The organism is Rhodococcus sp. AD45-ID (assembly GCF_003023755.1).
Lineage (GTDB): Bacteria > Actinomycetota > Actinomycetes > Mycobacteriales > Mycobacteriaceae > Rhodococcus_F > Rhodococcus_F globerula.
Genome location: NZ_PYHL01000001.1, coordinates 1,931,080 through 1,947,424, shown reverse-complemented (window position 1 = coordinate 1,947,424; position 16,345 = coordinate 1,931,080). Strand labels below are relative to the sequence as shown.

Annotated in this window: 15 protein-coding genes; 10 read left to right on the top strand and 5 right to left on the bottom strand. The window is 60.3% G+C overall.

What is annotated here, in order from left to right; genetic code table 11:
* Positions 1–20: 20 nt before the first annotated feature.
* The 5 genes from C7T36_RS08675 to C7T36_RS08655 form a co-directional block, all read right to left on the bottom strand.
* A complete protein-coding gene (locus C7T36_RS08675) occupies positions 21–524 on the bottom strand; it encodes a DoxX family protein (RefSeq protein WP_033231776.1) in 504 nt (167 codons plus the stop codon).
* A gap of 4 nt (positions 525–528) precedes the next feature.
* A complete protein-coding gene (locus C7T36_RS08670; RefSeq protein WP_045066686.1) occupies positions 529–1,494 on the bottom strand; it encodes an alpha/beta hydrolase in 966 nt (321 codons plus the stop codon).
* Positions 1,495–1,577: 83 nt separating this feature from the next.
* Positions 1,578–2,438, bottom strand: coding sequence for a mycofactocin-coupled SDR family oxidoreductase (locus tag C7T36_RS08665; protein WP_033231775.1), 861 nt, complete (start codon positions 2,436–2,438; stop codon positions 1,578–1,580).
* 82 nt (positions 2,439–2,520) lie between these two features.
* The gene (locus tag C7T36_RS08660; protein WP_230590010.1) at positions 2,521–3,240 is read right to left on the bottom strand and encodes an SDR family NAD(P)-dependent oxidoreductase; all 720 of its coding nucleotides are present in this window, start codon (positions 3,238–3,240) and stop codon (positions 2,521–2,523) included.
* Positions 3,241–3,263: 23 nt separating this feature from the next.
* Positions 3,264–4,067 (bottom strand): TauD/TfdA family dioxygenase, encoded by an 804-nt coding sequence (locus C7T36_RS08655; RefSeq protein ID WP_080711616.1) that lies wholly within the window; start codon positions 4,065–4,067, stop codon positions 3,264–3,266.
* Between the two features lie 319 nt (positions 4,068–4,386).
* Between C7T36_RS08655 and C7T36_RS08650 the strand changes: the two genes are divergently transcribed.
* The 10 genes from C7T36_RS08650 (at position 4,387) to C7T36_RS08605 (ending at position 16,313) form a co-directional block, all read left to right on the top strand.
* Complete coding sequence (locus C7T36_RS08650) at positions 4,387–5,580, top strand: OB-fold domain-containing protein (protein WP_033231773.1); 1,194 nt, start codon at positions 4,387–4,389, stop codon at positions 5,578–5,580.
* Positions 5,577–6,737 carry a thiolase gene (locus C7T36_RS08645; RefSeq protein WP_033231772.1) on the top strand — a complete coding sequence of 387 codons (1,161 nt, stop codon included), beginning with the start codon at positions 5,577–5,579 and terminating at the stop codon, positions 6,735–6,737. Before C7T36_RS08650 ends, C7T36_RS08645 begins: the two co-directional genes overlap by 4 nt.
* A 927-nt stretch (positions 6,738–7,664) precedes the next feature.
* Positions 7,665–8,525 (top strand): ABC transporter permease, encoded by an 861-nt coding sequence (locus C7T36_RS08640; RefSeq protein ID WP_033231771.1) that lies wholly within the window; start codon positions 7,665–7,667, stop codon positions 8,523–8,525.
* Positions 8,526–9,380: an ABC transporter permease gene (locus C7T36_RS08635; protein WP_033231770.1), complete on the top strand. Its 855-nt coding sequence runs from the start codon at positions 8,526–8,528 to the stop codon at positions 9,378–9,380. It abuts the gene before it with no gap.
* A gap of 3 nt (positions 9,381–9,383) precedes the next feature.
* The gene (locus C7T36_RS08630) at positions 9,384–10,706 is read left to right on the top strand and encodes an MlaD family protein (protein WP_045064729.1); all 1,323 of its coding nucleotides are present in this window, start codon (positions 9,384–9,386) and stop codon (positions 10,704–10,706) included.
* A complete protein-coding gene (locus C7T36_RS08625; protein WP_033231769.1) occupies positions 10,703–11,740 on the top strand; it encodes an MCE family protein in 1,038 nt (345 codons plus the stop codon). Before C7T36_RS08630 ends, C7T36_RS08625 begins: the two co-directional genes overlap by 4 nt.
* A gap of 7 nt (positions 11,741–11,747) precedes the next feature.
* Positions 11,748–12,800, top strand: coding sequence for an MCE family protein (locus C7T36_RS08620; protein WP_045064727.1), 1,053 nt, complete (start codon positions 11,748–11,750; stop codon positions 12,798–12,800).
* Positions 12,797–13,903: an MCE family protein gene (locus C7T36_RS08615; protein WP_174557320.1), complete on the top strand. Its 1,107-nt coding sequence runs from the start codon at positions 12,797–12,799 to the stop codon at positions 13,901–13,903. The genes C7T36_RS08620 and C7T36_RS08615 overlap by 4 nt, the downstream gene beginning before the upstream one ends.
* A complete protein-coding gene (locus tag C7T36_RS08610; protein WP_045064724.1) occupies positions 13,900–15,009 on the top strand; it encodes an MlaD family protein in 1,110 nt (369 codons plus the stop codon). The genes C7T36_RS08615 and C7T36_RS08610 overlap by 4 nt, the downstream gene beginning before the upstream one ends.
* A complete protein-coding gene (locus C7T36_RS08605; protein WP_084702446.1) occupies positions 15,006–16,313 on the top strand; it encodes an MlaD family protein in 1,308 nt (435 codons plus the stop codon). Before C7T36_RS08610 ends, C7T36_RS08605 begins: the two co-directional genes overlap by 4 nt.
* The last annotated feature ends 32 nt before the right edge of the window (positions 16,314–16,345 follow it).

Genomic DNA, 16,345 nt, shown 5'->3' with positions numbered 1-16,345 from the left:
CGCGGGTCCTCCTAGAGTGATCATGAAACCTCCTGTAGCTGTGGCCGCCAGAACAAGCCGAGAAGTACGGCGGTGCCGACCGCGCCCACTCCGAGGGCGATACCGCCACCTGCCCACCCGGAGAGTTCGATGTTCAGTGCGCCGTCGAGCGATATGCTGCCTGGCCCGAGCATGGCTGCGGCGAGCGCTACAAGCGCGAGCACCATCACATACTCGTAGCCGTCACGAAAGATGAAGAATCCGTTGGGGCGGTGTGCCAGTATCCCGGCAACCAGCATGACCGAGATGACGGCCGCACAGGCAAACGGATTCAGGAATCCGACGATCAGCAAGACACCGGCACCGACTTCGGTGACCACGCTCATCCAGGCCTGGAATGTGCCGTTGCGTAGTCCGAGTCCGCTGAACCAGCGAGCCGTGCCCTCGATCTTTCCTCCACCGACCCAGTGATTGACTCCGTGAGCAATCATGGTCGAGCCCACGGCCAATCGGATCAGTAGAAGTGCAACATCTGCGGAATTCATGGGGTCACCTTCCGTGGCTCGCGTGCGCGGCCGTGCTGTCGTCTGTTGTCAGGTCTGCGAATTCGGATCGGCCGGCGATGCATTCCTCGACAAACGCCAAGACGCGGAGGTGATATGCAGTCGCGGTGTAGCCAAGGCTGAGGTTGTGTCCACCGTCGAACTGCTTGTCCACGACTACTCTCGGCGCAGCGGTGAACAACTCGGCGACGGTGAGCAACGCCTCGGGATCGTTACGCCACACATGCTCGTATTCGCCTGCAGTGAAATGGACGGGAATATTTACGCGTGCAGCAAGATTCGGAAAGTTCTCGCGGGGCCAACTTCGCACCACGTCACCTTCGTACTTCGGTGTCCGGGATGCGATCGGAAGACCGCCGAACAGTTCTTCCGGGTACAGCCGACTCGGCTGCCACAGCAACTCGCGCACGGCGATCGGATCGGCGTTGCGGGCGGTGACGCCCAGGATTTCCTGGGCAAGGGGCTGTTGCTCTCGGCCGGTGCCGGAGAGTTCGATTCCGAGGAAGGCGTCTCCGCGATCGTCCGCGGCCAACCTGGTGGCCAATTCGCAGCCGATGGAGTGAGCCAATACGAATATTCCTGCGCCGCGGTCGATTCCCTCGAGGTGACGCTCGAGCGCCGCATACGTTACGTCGACGCGAACATCGGGATCGACCAATTCGGTCGCATGGGGATTCGAGCTGCCGTAACCCGGCCGGTCGAGCGCCAGCACGGTGAATCCGAGGGCTGCTGCGGTGTGCAACAGCGACAGGCGGGGGTGCCCGGGGCAGTCGAAGTACGCAGAGTTTGTTGCTCCGCCATGCACAGCGAGAATGACCGCGCGCGGTTCTGGAACCTCGATCAGCAACGCGGACATGGGAATACCGTCGACATCGACGATCCGGTGTACGGGAACGGGGCCTGAAGCGGTCGTGCCAGCCGAACTGGCTACTACGGTATTCGTGGTGCTCATGTATCCGTCCTGAAAAATAGCGAGCAGGGTGAGCATTGAAACTTCGCCTTCACGAATGCGTTTCGTGAAGGCGAAGTCTCGAATCAGATGTGGTAGTCGTACGACTTCAGGTAGCCGCCGCCGTCGACGCGCATCTGCATGCCGGTGACGTAACGAGCTTGCTCCGACGCGAGGAAGAGGACGGTTTCGCTGATGTCCTCGGGCTCGACCCACGGGATCTGCATTGCCTGCTGAACCGGGAAGGACAGCACAGCGTCTTCACGGCCCGGGTTCTCGAGGTCGGGGCGGAATGACTTGTACATCGATTCGTTGTGCAGCATGTCGGTGTTGCAGTTGGTGGGGTGCACAACGTTTGCGCGAATTCCGCGAGGTGCGAGGTGCGTCGCCAGCTCGTGTACGTAGTGGGAGAGTGCACGCTTGGAGAATACGTAGGCAACTCCGCCGAGGTCCTTACCTGGTACATCGACCTTGCTGGTGTCGATCATGGACGCCGTCGAACCGGTGGCGATGATCGAGGCGCCCTTGCCCAGGTAGGGCAGCGCTGCCTGGATGGCATTGATGGTGCCGACGAGGTTGGTGTCGACGGTGTCGGACCAGGCCGCGATATCCGGTTCGCCGCGCATTCCGGCGACGCCTGCCTGCGCGACAACGATGTCGAGGTGACCCAACTCGGCAACGCCGCGCTCGAGTGCCGCACGCAGTTCGTCGACCTTACGGACGTCGGCCTTGGCAGTGACGATGCGGCGACCGTGCTTCTCGACGAGACGAGCGGTCTCCTCGAGATCCTCAGGAGTGGCCATCGGGTAGGTGATGGAATCGAAGTCGGCGCAGATGTCGACGGCGATGATGTCGGCGCCCTCTTCGGCCAAACGAACCGCATGGCTTCGGCCCTGACCTCGTGCTGCGCCGGTGATGAACGCAACCTTGCCTTCAACGCGTCCCATGGTGAATCCCTTCGTTTGATGTGTTGGGTTGTTCAAACTGGTTGCGCAACAGTGTTATTTGCCACGCGTGCAGCGGAAGGACTTAGGTGTTGCGGCCGCCGTTGACGCCGAGGATCTGACCGGTGATGTAGCCGGCCTCTTCGGAGATGAGGAACGCGCAGGCTGCGGCGATGTCTTCCGGTCGGCCGACGCGCCGAACCGGTGTCTTGGCAATGTGGTCTTCGACGGTGCCGCCCAGGAGGCGCTTGCCTTCGGCCGTACGCAGCATCGGGGTGTCGATGAATCCCGGTGGCACGGCGTTGACGGTTATTCCTTCGGGGCCGAGTTCCAGCGCCAAGGACTTGGTGAGTCCGTTGACCGCGGACTTGGACGCGACGTAGTGAGTCATGAACGGCTGCCCGGAATGCGCGCTGGACGACGAAATATTGACGATGCGTCCCCAGCCGGCTTCGAGCATGTCGGGGAGCGCCGCCTGGCAGCAGTGGAATACGCCGTCGAGGTTGACGTCGAGGACGCGCTTCCAATCGTCGAACGACAGTTTCGTGAATCGCTGGAATCCGTCGAGGCCGGCTGCGTTCACCAGAATGGTGACGGGACCCAACTCGGTGCGGATCTCCGCCAGAACCTCGTCCAACCGCGCGCGGTCCGTGACATTAGCTGTGTACGAATACTTTTCGTCCGACGGTGTGAGGTCGATCGTGGCAACGTTGTAACCGTCGGCGCGCAGGCGTTCTGCGACAGCGCGGCCGATACCCGAACTGCCACCGGTGACAACTGCAGTTCGCGTGATCTGAGTACTCACGTTTTCTCCGTTCGCGGATTCGCTCATGCCCACGGCTCATTGCCGAGGATGGTGGTGCGGTGCATCGTTCGCTCCGACTTGGGGTCGTAGGGAAGTGCGCGGTGCAGCATTCCGGTGTTGTCCCAGATGACTACGTCGTCGACCTCCCACGTATGGCTGTAGGAGAAGCGCTCCTGAGTGGTCCATGCGAGCAGTTCGTCGAGGAGCGCCCGGCTTTCGTCGGGCTGCATTCCGACGACGTGGTCAGCCGTTGCGCCGAGGACGAGTGACTTGCGTCCGTCGCGGTGTTCCCAGACCAAGGATGATTCATGGGTGGGCAGACGGCGCCAGGATGCAAGTTGCTCGTCCGTGGGGTTCGGCTCGATAAGTCGCTGCGCAGCTTCGAAGCTGTGTACGACGCGAAGATCGTCGTAACGCTTACGTTCCTGCTCCGGCAGGTTCTCGTAAGCCGCGTAGGTGCTGGCGAATTCGGTGCCACCGCCAGTCATGGCCACGTGCCGTGCCGTCAGCATTGTCGCCTTGGCCGGCACGTCGTTGGTGGTGTCGTCGATGTGCCAATTGAACGTGCCCCGAAGGTATTCGGCCGACGGGTTCTTGGCCGGGTCGAGCGTGACCTTGAAAATTTCCTTGCCCGCGGGGGCCAATACCGGTCCGAGCTTGCGGCTGAATGCGACCTGAGCCTCGTCGTCGAGGTGCAAACCGCGGATGAGCAGTACCCCGCGCCACTTCAATGCCTCCAGGCATCTCGCAACTACAGCCTCGTCGTCCAAGCTGTCGATACCGATGACCTCTACGCCCAATGCCGGGCTGAGCGCCTTAGTCTCCATCAGAAGAATCTCCCTTCAATTTATGAGAACCATACTCTCGCCTTCATGATGCCCGCAAGAGTCGAAGAAGGGCAGATCACTCGGGTGGAAGTCCGGCGATCGGGGAACGCGGTTCGTTCCTGTGGGGCTATGCGAGAGTCTGTCTGATTGCTACAATTCCCGGAGCGAGAATGCAGTATTCTCATTTGTGAGAATGACGTATTCAAATCAGAGGGAGGCGAGATGCACTCGATGGATATCAGGAGTGACCTCCTGATTTACCGCGTACCTGCTCTCGCTTGAAGTTCTGAGCGATTTTCACGATTACGGGGAGACTGGCATGTCATACATCGCTTCGATAGGGACGTACCTACCGTGTTGGGGAACGTCGGATTCCCGTGTGCCGGGTGACGACGAGGACGCGATTACTCTCGCGGTCGAGGCCGGCAGAGCGGCGTGTAGCACCAGCACCTCCGTAGAACACGTCATTCTGGTGAGCCGGGATCTGCCGCTGCTGGAAAGCAGTAATGCCGCGGTTCTGCTGGCCGGACTCGGACTCGATCCAGAGCTGGAGGTGGTCGAGCGCCTCGGCGGCGCACCCGCAACGCTCGACGCCGTCAGTAATGCTCGGCCGCGGACACTGATCATCGGCGTCGACCTTGAACCGGCAGGGGCAGCCGCCGTACTGACGTCGGACCACGGACTGCGAGTCCGCACCGCTGCTCGGGTGTCGCGCAGCCTTCCGGTGCGTACTCGTAACTCCATTGGCGTTGTACATGATTACGGCGATCCGCGGTTGCTCAAGGAACGCGGATTTGTTGCATCGCTGTCAGCTGCGTGGGTGGATGCACCGGTTGCGGTAGCCGGTGTCGAGCACAAGCAGGCCACGACGTTGTGCGCGGCAGAGCCGGTTCGGCTACCGACACTCGGCGCGAGTTCGGGTCTGTTTGCCCTTGCTGCCATGGTCGATTCGGGAAGCACCGGATCGCTCGTCGGTGTCGAGCAGGCCAGCCTCTCGGGAGTCCGGGTCGCGGACGGCACTGCTGAGGTACACCGCCGGGAGCCCGCGCCGCGTCCCAAAGTGGAAGGCCAGTTCGTGCCGGGCGCCGATATTCCGATTTCGCTGGCAGCCTATGAGCGTGCCTTCGACGCAAAAGTCCGGTGGGAAGCGGGAAAATACGAGGACAGCGACGACCTGGACTTTCCCCCTCGCTATCGGGTCGACAACGACGGCACATTGCAGACGGACTACACGTTTGTGCCACTACCACGAACCGGGTCGGTGTATACCGAAGTAACCGTGCATGTTCCGGTTCCCGGACTGAAGACTCCCTACTCCTTGGTGATCGTGGAACTCGACGACGTCGACGTTCGAGCGCTCGTCAAGGTGACCGGCGTCGAACCGGGAACTGTTGATCTCGGCGATCGTGGCCGGATGGTTCTACGCCGGGTGGCGATCCGCTCCGGGGTGCCGGACTACGGATACGCATTCGAACCGGAAACAGCATTTCTGATCGAGCAGGAGGCGGTATGAGAAACGTGGCGATAGTCGGCGCGGGGATGACACCCTTTGCCGAGCATTTCACCCTGGGTATCAAAGACCTGTTGCCCATGGCGTTCTCCGAATGCGCCGCCAGTATCGACAAGGGCTTGGACAAGTCCGATCTGCAGGCGGCCTGGTTCGGTGCGATGGGAACTCCAGACGGCTTTCCGTCCGGCATTCTCGCGGACACTCTCGGCCTGGCAGACATCCCCGTAACACGCATCGAAAACTCCTGTGCAACAGGCCATGATGCCGTGCGCAACGCGCTGTTCGGAATCGCGTCCGGTGCCTTCGACGTCGCAGTGGTCGTAGGAGCGGACAAACTCCGCGAGAGTGCGTCCAAAGACATGCTGTGGGAGTGGGAAGCTATGGCCCGCGACATGGCGTGGGATTACCCGCTCGGTCTGGTGGCTCCGGCCGGCTTCGCCTTGCACGTGCGTCGCTACCTGCACGAATCTCCTGCCACCCGGGAGCATATGGCCATGGTGGCCGTCAAGAATCATCTTCACGGCGTCAATAACCCGAAGGCCTGCAAGCGGTTCGAGATCACCATCGAGGAAGCTCTGAACGCACCGACCATCGTGACGCCGTTCAGTGCCTACGATTGCGCTCCACAGAGTGACGGCGCGGCAGCGTTGGTGCTGGCGGCAGAAGACGTCGTGGAGAGATACACCGATCGTCCGGTCTGGATCCGCGGCGTCGGCTTGGGCCTGGATTCCGTCATGCACCAGCACAAGCGTGACATGACGTCGTTCCCCGCCACGGTTCGCGCTGCGAAGCAGGCCTTTTCGATGGCCGGCATGACCCCTTCCGACGTGGATGTCGCAGAGGTACACGACTTCTTCACCGGCATCGAGTTGATCAGTTACGAGGATCTCGGCTTCGCCGACCGGTTCGAGGGGTTCAAACTCATCGAATCGGGAGCTACCGGAATCGGCGGCTCCATACCGGTGAATCCGAGTGGAGGTCTGATCGCCAAGGGGCACCCGCCGGGAGCAACCGGTGTCGCGCAGTGCGTCGAGTTGTTCGAACAGTTGCGCGGTGATGCCGTCAATCAGGTTGACGGTGCCCGGATCGGTTTGGCACACAACGTCGGTGGACCGACAGCCGTTGCAGCAGTGACCATTTTGGAGGGGCCGAACGTCTGACAGTAATAAGTACCGAGAACTTCAGGCAGTGGGCGAGCGTCGAGCGACGCTCTCCCGCTGCTGCCCAGAAGGCGACGCGCGAATCACCGACATGGTGTGTGAGCGCGTCGTCAATGGTGCTCTTTTGCAGTGCAACTGAAAGCTGATCGACTGTGTCGATAGCTCGAGATTTGCCGTAGCCGCCTGTGTTCACCCGCCAGGCGGCTGGTCTTGTTGTCGTGGCCCGTGTCGGGCGTTTTCACCAGTGGCGCCGAAGATCTCGATAATCGTCTGTGTGTTTCTTCCTTCCTGGGTACTCGATTCCGGTGACGTGGGCATTCATCGACGTGCGGACCTGCGCAGAACCATTTTCCTTGACACTTTGCGCAATAGTGTCTAGTTTTATGATCGCTCAGCCAGGTGCCGCTCAGCCAGATTTACTGCGGCAGGGTTTGCCGTTGCAAGCCGAGCCCGGGTGGGTTGATCTCCGTTCCGCGCATTTCTCGAGGGGGTAGCAGTGTCCGTGGGTGACGTGACGGAATTTTTTCTGGGCCGGCGGCGGGCGCCGATTTTACCGATTGCCTTGCAATAGACACTGATTCATTGCAGTGATCGAGGTGGGGTCGCGCTCCTGGTGTCGATTCGCCTTGTGAGAGTCGGTGTTTCAGTGTGTTCGACGGGGGAAATACTGTAATGCGCACTCGGCGACGAAGGTTCGGTACCCACTGTGATCTTGACCTCATTCGGCAACTCGTGCTAAGAAGGTGCTCAGCATTTTAGTGTGAAAGCTGAGATCCGCACAGGTGGTCATCATCTTTCGGGGGCAATGCTCAGTTCGGAAGGTGGAAGATCACTCGGTAGCGGTGACGGCAGGTTCGACGCAATGCGTGCCCACTCTCGTATGCGGCGGCGGACTGAACTTGTGGGCGAACGGAAAGTGGAAGATCCATGGAGATCCCAGATCGAAGTTTTGGCCAGAAGCGTTCTGCATCAAGTGAAATCACGAGTTGGATGCACGGGTATACGCGACGGCATCCCGTTGCCGCACTGGAAACGGTTGGTGGACAATGCGTTCTCGGGCTTCGTGCGATCCAGTACTTGGTGATCGACATCGCGACATTCCGCTTTCCAGTAGCGGAGTTCGTGCGTCAGACGGCCTTCATGGCGTCGGCATCCGCCGTTCCGACTCTGTTTGTCGCTATACCGATCGGCGTGACATTGTCGATTCAATTCGGCTTGCTCGCCGGACAGGTCGGTGCGACATCCCTGGCGGGCGCTGCCAGTGGCCTCGCGGTGATCAGACAGGGCGCTCCGATGGTCGCTGCATTACTCATGGCATCGGCAGCGGGATCGGCGATATGCGCTGACCTCGGATCTCGCAAGATCCGCGACGAGATCGATGCGTTGGAGGTCATGGGGATTTCGGTGATCCGCAGGCTTGTGGTGCCCAGGCTTGTAGCGGCGATTACGGTTGGTGTTGCACTGACGGGGCTCGTCTGTTTTGTGGGATTCTTTTCCGGCTACCTGTTCAACACCTTTGTCCAGAACGGCACTCCCGGCAGTTTCGTGTCGACATTTGCATCCTTTGCCACCGTCGGTGATTTCTTCCTGACGATGATCAAGGCAGTGCTCTACGGCGCGATCGTGGCAATCGTCGCCTGCCACAAGGGACTTACCACTCGCGGTGGACCCGCAGGCGTTGCCAACTCGGTCAATGCCACAGTGGTGGCGTCGATCTTGCTCCTCATGGTCGTGAACGTGGTCCTGACACAGTTATACGTGTTGATGTTCCCGCGGACGGGTTTCTAGATGGCATCGCGGTATTACCCGCCGGGTATGAGGTCAGCGGTCAAGGTGGTCTCGGCGCAGGCAACAGTTGTCATGCGTCTGGGTCACATGGTCACCTTTCTGGGCCGGGCACTGGCCGCAGTTCCCTGGACCTTGAGGCATTACCGGAAGGAATTTCTGCGGATTCTTGCCGATGTCACATGGGGCAACGGTTCGATCGTAGTTGGCGGCGGAACGGCGGGTGTGATCATCGTTCTGGGTGCCGCGGCGGGGGCGATCGTGGGAATCGAAGGCTACAACGCGTTGCATCTGCTCGGTTTGGAGCCGGCGACCGGGATGATCGCGTCGACCGCAACAACGAGGGAACTGGCACCCATCATGGCGTCGTTGGCTTTTGCCGCGCAAGCAGGATGCCGCTTCACAGCGCAACTGGGTGCGATGCGGATCTCGGAGGAGATCGACGCGATGGAAGCGCTGGCGATCCGTCCTATCCCGTATCTCGTGACAACGAGGCTGATGGCATCCGTGGTTGCGGTGGTGCCGCTGTATCTACTCTGCCTCGCCTTGAACTACGTTGCGGTGAAGGTAGTCATCGGGCTGTCGGGTGGGGTGTCGACAGGTACCTACGAGCACTACTTCCGCCTGGTTCTCAGCGCGACGGACATCGGTTACTCGTTGGTGAAAGCTGTTGTCTTCGTGATTATTACCTCTACCATTCAGTGCTACTACGGTTTCTTCGCGTCCGGTGGCCCACAAGGGGTCGGGACTGCCGCCGGCCGAGCGATGCGTGCCAGCATCTCTGCGATGATTGTCGTCAATCTGCTACTGACAGTAGCGTTCTGGGGCATCGGCTCCGGGGCAAGGCTCGGTGGGTAGCTGATGCCGATACTGTTCGAAGCCGACGGCCGAGGCCCCTCTGCGACAACACTTCTCCTGCACGGTGTTGGTGCGCTGATTGTCGTGGCGCTGCTGATCACCGGATTGATCGCGAAAATGAACGGAGTCTTCGACAAGGCATTCGAGGTTACAGCGGTTCTTGCCGATGTCGGGGACGGATTGCCTGCGCGCTCGGACGTGAAATTTCGAGGCGTGCTGGTCGGAGTGGTGAACAGTGTGGATACATCGAGCGGCGGCGAGTCGAAGTATGTCGACATCGCTCTGAAACCGGAGTACGCGGCCGGGATTCCGGCAACAGTCACGGCTCGTGTTGTGCCCAGCAACGTCTTTGCCGTGTCGTCCGTTCAATTGGTCGACAACGGGAGCGGCCCCCCGCTGTCACCCGGCACGGAAATCCCGCAAGACGAAAGTCTGTCGACGGTACAGTTGCAGACCGCGTTGACAAAACTCCGTGAAATCGTCTCTGCTACAGCACGTATCGGGACGGATCGCACACTCGGAATGCTCGCGGCCGTTGCGGCGGCAACAGACCGTCGGGGCGCCGATATCGTCACTGCAGGTGAGCAAGTCCGCCGAATTGCCGCCGAACTCGGTGAGTTGACCACACCGAACGGTGAACCTTCCAGCTTGGGTGCGTTGTCCTCTGCCATCCGCGGTCTCCAAGAAGCTGCACCCGACCTTCTTGATGCCGTACACCATTCCGTCGTACCCATGCGGACCTTGGCGCAGAAGGATGCCGCGTTGACCGCGCTGCTGACTGCCGGTTCGACAACACTGTCGGAAGTCGGTTCCGTTCTCGACAACAACACGGACAAGATCGTCGCTATCACCACACAACTTTCACCGGTTCTCAGCGTAGTTGCCGACGGCAGTACGGAATTCGCGCCCATCGTCACGCGGATGAAAGTCATATCCGACAAGTGGTTCAGCGAGTTCTGGCCGGTGGGTCAGCAGAACGCGACGGGAAAATTCCTGTTCCAATTCACACCGCACAAGATGTACACCCGCGCCGATTGTCCCCGCTACGGTGAGTTGGCCGGTCCGAGTTGCGCGACTGCGCCGGAGACCGCCGCGCCACCTGTGGTAGCTGACGGCGTTGCCCGTCAATTCGACTTTGCCCCGACGTCCGGAGGGAATGTCGGTCCGGTCGGAAGTGCCCAGGAGAAGGAACTTCTGGGCGATCTTCTGGGAGGCGAATCGACCCCTGCCGACGAGTTCATCCTCGGACCGTTGGCCCGGGGCAACACCGTGCAGGTGACACCCGAACCCGACGTGCCACTCGAACTCGAGCAGGGGATCCGATGAGCTATCGAAAACCCTTGATCGGAATCGCCGTGTTCCTGCTGATCTCCTGTGGCCTCACATGGACGGTGTTCGTCACACTGCAGCGCGGTGTTCAGGGCGAGACTAAATCCTTTACCGCGGTCTTCACCGACGTATCGGGATTACGCGCCGGCGACGACGTGCGGATGGCTGGGGTTCGGGTGGGGCGCGTCGATTCGGTCAGTCTCGACGGAACGCTCGCGCGGGTGGCTTTTCGGATCGAATCGGACCAAGCGCTGTACGGCAACACCAAAGCCGCGATCACGTATCAGAACATCATCGGACAGCGCTATCTCGGGTTGTCCCTCGGTGAGCAGGGGGAACCTCGAGTTTTGGTGAGTGGGGACGAGATTCCGGTGGAGAACACGGAACCATCCTTCGACATCTCGATTCTTCTCAATGGTTTCGAACCGCTGTTCAGCGTGCTCGATCCGCAGCAGATCGACAATGTCACAACCGCGATTGTCAGTGCACTGCAAGGTGATTCCGGATCGATCACCACATTGGTATCCGAGACGTCGACCCTTGCCGAGTCGTTTGCCGGCCCGGACAAGATTCTGGGCGACATCATCGTCAATCTGGACGGCATCGTTCACAGCCTCGCACTGCAGAGCACCAACGTCGACACGATGATCACGCAGGCACGGACGATCTTCGAACAGCTGGCAGCCAGGCGCGGCGAAATGGTCGACTCGTTGGATTCGATCGCGCTCGTTGCCGATCAAGTAGCGACACTGTCGAGCGACGTCGCCCCAGACCTGAGTGAGTTCCTCACTCGAGAACCGGGTTTCGCCCAGCACTTCCTGGACAACAAGGACACCTTCGGATACTTCGGTTTCAACTTACCGCCGATGTTGAAAGGGCTTGCGCGAGCGAGCCAGGACGGAAGTTACATCAACACGTACCTGTGCAATCTCAATGTCACCCTCGTCCCGGCGATCAGTGCCGTGATCCCCGCGATCGTTGCGCAGTCGACGCCCGGTGGTCAGATTACCCAGTCGAAGATTTGCAGGTAAGCGAAAGATGATCAGAGAAGCCACATCGAATTACGCTCGGAGACTGCGTAAGCCCCTCGAGGATCGCAGTGCACTGGGGATCGGGGTCTTGACGGTGGCAGGTCTTGCCATCGCGATGGTCGTTGCCCTCTGGGTTACATCTGCGGGAATCGGCAAGGTCAGCTACGACGCCGAATTCACTCAGGCCGCCGGAGTCAGCGCGGGGGACGCGGTCACCATCGCGGGTGTTCCAGTGGGAACCGTCGATGGTGTTCGACTCGCAGGAGATCACGTTGTCGTGACCATGCAGATCGACGAGGGTGTCTCACTGGGAGCCGGTACCGCAGCTTCCATCAAGTTGACGACGTTGTTGGGATCGCGATACGTCGAGATCCGTCCCGGCGGTGACGGTGACATTGCCGATCATCGGATCGGGTTGGCCAACACCGAAGTTCCCTACGATCTGCAGCAGACACTGGATAATGCGACCACCACATTCGAGCAGGTTGACGCGGAGAAGATCGGGCAAACACTTACCACGTTGTCCGATCAACTGGAGGGCACACCTGCGCTCGTACCGCAGGTACTCGCGAACATCGAGAACTTGTCTTCGGTGCTGGCCGAACGGCGCGGACAGATCGGTTCGCTGCTGACCAGTACAAGTGAGGTGACAACTGTAATCCGCGGGCAGCAGAACAGTCTGGGTGAGTTGGTGCGCAACGGCCGTGACGTGTTGGCTGAAATCAACGCCAGACGGGAAGTAGTCGACCAACTACTCGTATCGACCACCGCACTCGTAGACCAACTGCACAGCGTCGTTGTCAATGACAGTCCGGCAATCGACGAACTGATCAACAATCTGAATGGCCTGCTCCAAAGCCTGAGCAACAATGACGATCTGCTGCGCAACACATTGGAGATCCTGCCGGTTCCGTTGCGCAACTTCGCCAATACCTCCGGGACCGCCAACGAAGTCGATTTCACGGCCCCCGCTGGGCCTTTCATCGACTCGTGGATGTGCGCTGTCAGCGGCCATGCAAACGAGATGAACTTGCCGCCCTATCTGAAGGACTGCAAATGAGATCTCTCATATCGATAGCGAAGGTCGCGTTGGTAGTTGTTCTCGCTACTGCCGGTTGTTCGGGTATTCGCAGCGCAACCTCGATGGACAATACGATCACCGTCACGGCGCAATTCGACAGTGGCGCAGGACTGTACGAAGGGAACTCCGTCTCGGTTCTCGGCGTTCCGATCGGTTCGGTGACCAGCATCGTCCCCCGCGGCACCGTGGTGGAAGTAACGATGAGCCTCGACAGCGGAGTCAAGATCCCGGAAACTGCGCAGGCAGTAACTGTGTCGACGTCGGTGTTGACCGACCGTCATGTCGAAATCACTCCGCCATACCGGGACGGCCCGGTGATGACGGACGGCGACATCATCCCGATGGACCGAACAAAGACTCCCGTCGAATTCGATCGACTGATCGCCATGGCGGACAAGATGGCGATCGAGTTGCAGGGCGATGGAGAGGGTTCCGGCCCGGTCGCTGACCTACTCGGGATCGGCAGCGCGATGGTCGACGGGAACGGGCAAGCCATCAAGTCGTCACTGAGCCAGTTGGCGTCGGCGCTGCAACTGGGTAGCGACGGCGGCGCGCAAACACAGAATGCCATCACGACTGTTGTGGACAATCTTGCAGTCTTGACTTCCGTTGCCGCGAACAATGATCAGGACATTCGTGAATTCGGTTCAGCCCTGGCGCAAGTGAGTGATCTGCTCGGTGAGGCGGACTTGGGCTCGGGGGACACCGGTACCAAGCTCAACGAAATCCTTGTCGAGGCAGATAAACTTCTCGCGGCCAACCAGGGAACTCTGCAATCGACAGTGACCAACGCAAACACCGTGGTGACCGCATTGGCCGACTATCGGCGTGAACTTTCTGAATTTCTTACTGTCACCCCACTTTTGATGGACAACGCTTACAACGCAATCGATCAGGAGAACGGCGGTGCGAGGGTGCACGCTCAGCTGGAAAAGGTCTTTCTCGACGGGCAGTTGGTCAAGGAGATCTGCAATGTCCTCGGTCTGCGTCAGCTTGGCTGCAGTACGGGAACACTCGAAGATTTCGGCCCGGACTTCGGGATCTCCGGGATGCTCGAGGGCTTGGCGGGGTTGCCGCGATGACGCCCCGAGGGTGGCGGGTTGTTTCCGCCGGGGCATGCGCCGGTCTGATGCTGTCCACGGCAGCGTGTGGTGTGGGGCTCGAGAGTCTCCCGTTGCCGGCACCTGGAGTTTCCGGGGACTACTACACGCTGTACGCGCTCTTCGACAATGCACTCAATCTGCCCGCCCAAGCGAAGGTGAAACTCCAAGGCGCAGACATCGGCGAGGTCGAAGCGATGAGAGTGCAGAACTACGAAGCGATAGTCACGATGCGGATCAAGGATGGAATCAGCCTGCCGGTCGGGGCCGGCGCGGAATTGCGGTCGGCGACACCGCTGGGAGACGTGTTTGTCGCAGTGGAACCCCCGCCTGGACCTGCGTCGAACGGTGCTCTTCTGTCCGACGGAGACAGCATCCCGATTGCGTCGACTTCGTCTGCGGCGACGATCGAAGAACTCCTCACCACATCGTCTTTCTTGATCAACGGAGGCGTCCTGCGCAACCTGACGAAGGTTGTCAACGGGCTCGGAGAAGCTGTCGGCGGACGAGGTGAGGAAATGGCGGACCTGATCGGTGAATCGACCGCTCTGATCGGGACACTGTCGAGCCGGAGCAACGAGATTCGTGAGACGCTTGCGTCGACCAATCAGCTTCTCGTGACGGTGTCGGAGCAGCAATCGTCGATCGACGACGCGATTTCGGCGGCCGGTCCCGCGCTCGGCACTCTGAACGCCAACACTGCGCAAATGCTTGATCTGCTCGCACAGGTGGCGCAGGTAAGTAGTCAAGTGGGAAAGTTCCCGTCGGTGAGCGGTACCGGCGCAGGCGGGATGGTCGCCGACATCAACACAATCGCTGCAGAACTCAACGACGCGGCAACCGACCCCAACGCGAGCCTCGCAGCCGTCAACAGGCTTTTGCCGCCACTCCTCAAGATCACCAACTCGACGTCCGCACATGTCAATGCCGACCTGGAACAGCTCGCTATCGGGGCGATTGCGGATCCGAACCATCCCGCTGACCCTGGCAGCCGACTTCCGGATTCGAGCGACTGGGATGCGCTGGTGGGAACGATTACCTACACGCTGATGCGGTTGCAGGGCAGAGTGCTGGGGACCGGCCGATGAACAAGCAGATCCCTGACGGTGAGGGTGAGATGGGCCCGGTTGCGCGGCTGTCGGAAGTCCCCGCGGCAGCTCTCGTCAGCGCGGTCCGCTTCAGTAGCGCTCACCGACTCACAATGTCGGTGGTTGCACTCGCCGCAACGCTGGTTGTCGGCGTGGTGTACCTGACCTTCGGGGTCTTTCACCTGAGCCCGATCAGCTCGAAGATTACCGTGCGCGTGCATTTTTCGATATCCGGCGGGCTGCTGCCGCAGCAGGAGGTGATGCTCCGCGGAGTTCCTGTGGGAAAGGTGAATTCGGTCGAGTTGACCGACAGTGGTGTAGTTGCCGTCGCGGAGATCGACGGGGGTGTCGAGATTCCACTGGGCGGTGAAGTGCGTGTGGCGGGACTGTCGATGGCAGGTGAACAGTATCTGGACTTCAGGCCTACCACCGACAGTGGTCCGTATCTTGTCGACGGATCGGAAATCTCTTCCGAAGAAACGTCGACCCCGGTGCCGCTGGCGTCCATGTTGGGAAACCTCGACGGCATGCTGGCCCAAATCGATCCTGCCGAACTCGAGATGATCGTCGCGGAACTCGGCGTCGGACCGGAAGGGCCGAAGAAACTGTCGGCGATACTCGACGGCGGCGCCTTCCTCGTCTCGACGCTCGATTCGGTATTACCGCAGACGGCAACCCTTCTGCGCAGCAGCAAGGTTTTGCTCGGCACACTTGGTGACAGCGGCCCTGGGCTGCGCAGTACTGCGAGCAATCTGTCGGAACTTCTGCTCGGCGTCGAAGCGAAGGACACGGGGCTTCGTGAGTTCCTCGACGGTACGCCGTCGACTCTGAAGTCGATTGACGCGCTCATCGCCGACAACTCGCCGACAATGGTTCAGCTCCTCGGCAATCTGACGACGGTAGCCCAGATGGCCTACTTGAACGTACCTGCGCTGCAAGAGTTCTTCGTCCCGACATACCGTCAAGGCTCCACACTCGAAGCACTCACATCTGTTTTTCACGACGGTGGAATCTGGGCGTTTGTCAACATCTACCCGCGCTATTCGTGTGACTACGACTTGCCACGTCTACCGGCGACGGTTCCGGATTTCCCGGAACCGTACCTGTACACGTATTGCGACAACGAGGACCCGTCGGTGCTTGTCCGCGGCGCTCGGAATGCGCCACGTCAACCAGGTGACGACACCGCCGGCCCGCCTGCCGGTGTTGCACCCGACACACGAGCGTCGCCGACACCGATTGGGCCTCAATCGATTCCACTTCCCTATGGAGGTCCTGATCTCGAACAGAGCCCACCGGGGTGAACGCGGAAGAGCAGTTGAAACAGGAACATCGC

Excerpts from the sequence above, each read along its gene's own strand:
- C7T36_RS08675 (WP_033231776.1), bottom strand. The coding sequence starts at position 524 with ATGAATTCCGCAGATGTTGCACTTCTACTGATCCGATTGGCCGTGGGC.
- C7T36_RS08670 (WP_045066686.1), bottom strand. The coding sequence starts at position 1,494 with ATGAGCACCACGAATACCGTAGTAGCCAGTTCGGCTGGCACGACCGCT.
- C7T36_RS08665 (WP_033231775.1), bottom strand. The coding sequence starts at position 2,438 with ATGGGACGCGTTGAAGGCAAGGTTGCGTTCATCACCGGCGCAGCACGA.
- C7T36_RS08655 (WP_080711616.1), bottom strand. The coding sequence starts at position 4,067 with ATGGAGACTAAGGCGCTCAGCCCGGCATTGGGCGTAGAGGTCATCGGT.
- C7T36_RS08650 (WP_033231773.1), top strand. The coding sequence starts at position 4,387 with ATGTCATACATCGCTTCGATAGGGACGTACCTACCGTGTTGGGGAACG.
- C7T36_RS08645 (WP_033231772.1), top strand. The coding sequence starts at position 5,577 with ATGAGAAACGTGGCGATAGTCGGCGCGGGGATGACACCCTTTGCCGAG.
- C7T36_RS08640 (WP_033231771.1), top strand. The coding sequence starts at position 7,665 with ATGGAGATCCCAGATCGAAGTTTTGGCCAGAAGCGTTCTGCATCAAGT.
- C7T36_RS08635 (WP_033231770.1), top strand. The coding sequence starts at position 8,526 with ATGGCATCGCGGTATTACCCGCCGGGTATGAGGTCAGCGGTCAAGGTG.
- C7T36_RS08630 (WP_045064729.1), top strand. The coding sequence starts at position 9,384 with ATGCCGATACTGTTCGAAGCCGACGGCCGAGGCCCCTCTGCGACAACA.
- C7T36_RS08625 (WP_033231769.1), top strand. The coding sequence starts at position 10,703 with ATGAGCTATCGAAAACCCTTGATCGGAATCGCCGTGTTCCTGCTGATC.
- C7T36_RS08620 (WP_045064727.1), top strand. The coding sequence starts at position 11,748 with ATGATCAGAGAAGCCACATCGAATTACGCTCGGAGACTGCGTAAGCCC.
- C7T36_RS08615 (WP_174557320.1), top strand. The coding sequence starts at position 12,797 with ATGAGATCTCTCATATCGATAGCGAAGGTCGCGTTGGTAGTTGTTCTC.
- C7T36_RS08610 (WP_045064724.1), top strand. The coding sequence starts at position 13,900 with ATGACGCCCCGAGGGTGGCGGGTTGTTTCCGCCGGGGCATGCGCCGGT.
- C7T36_RS08605 (WP_084702446.1), top strand. The coding sequence starts at position 15,006 with ATGAACAAGCAGATCCCTGACGGTGAGGGTGAGATGGGCCCGGTTGCG.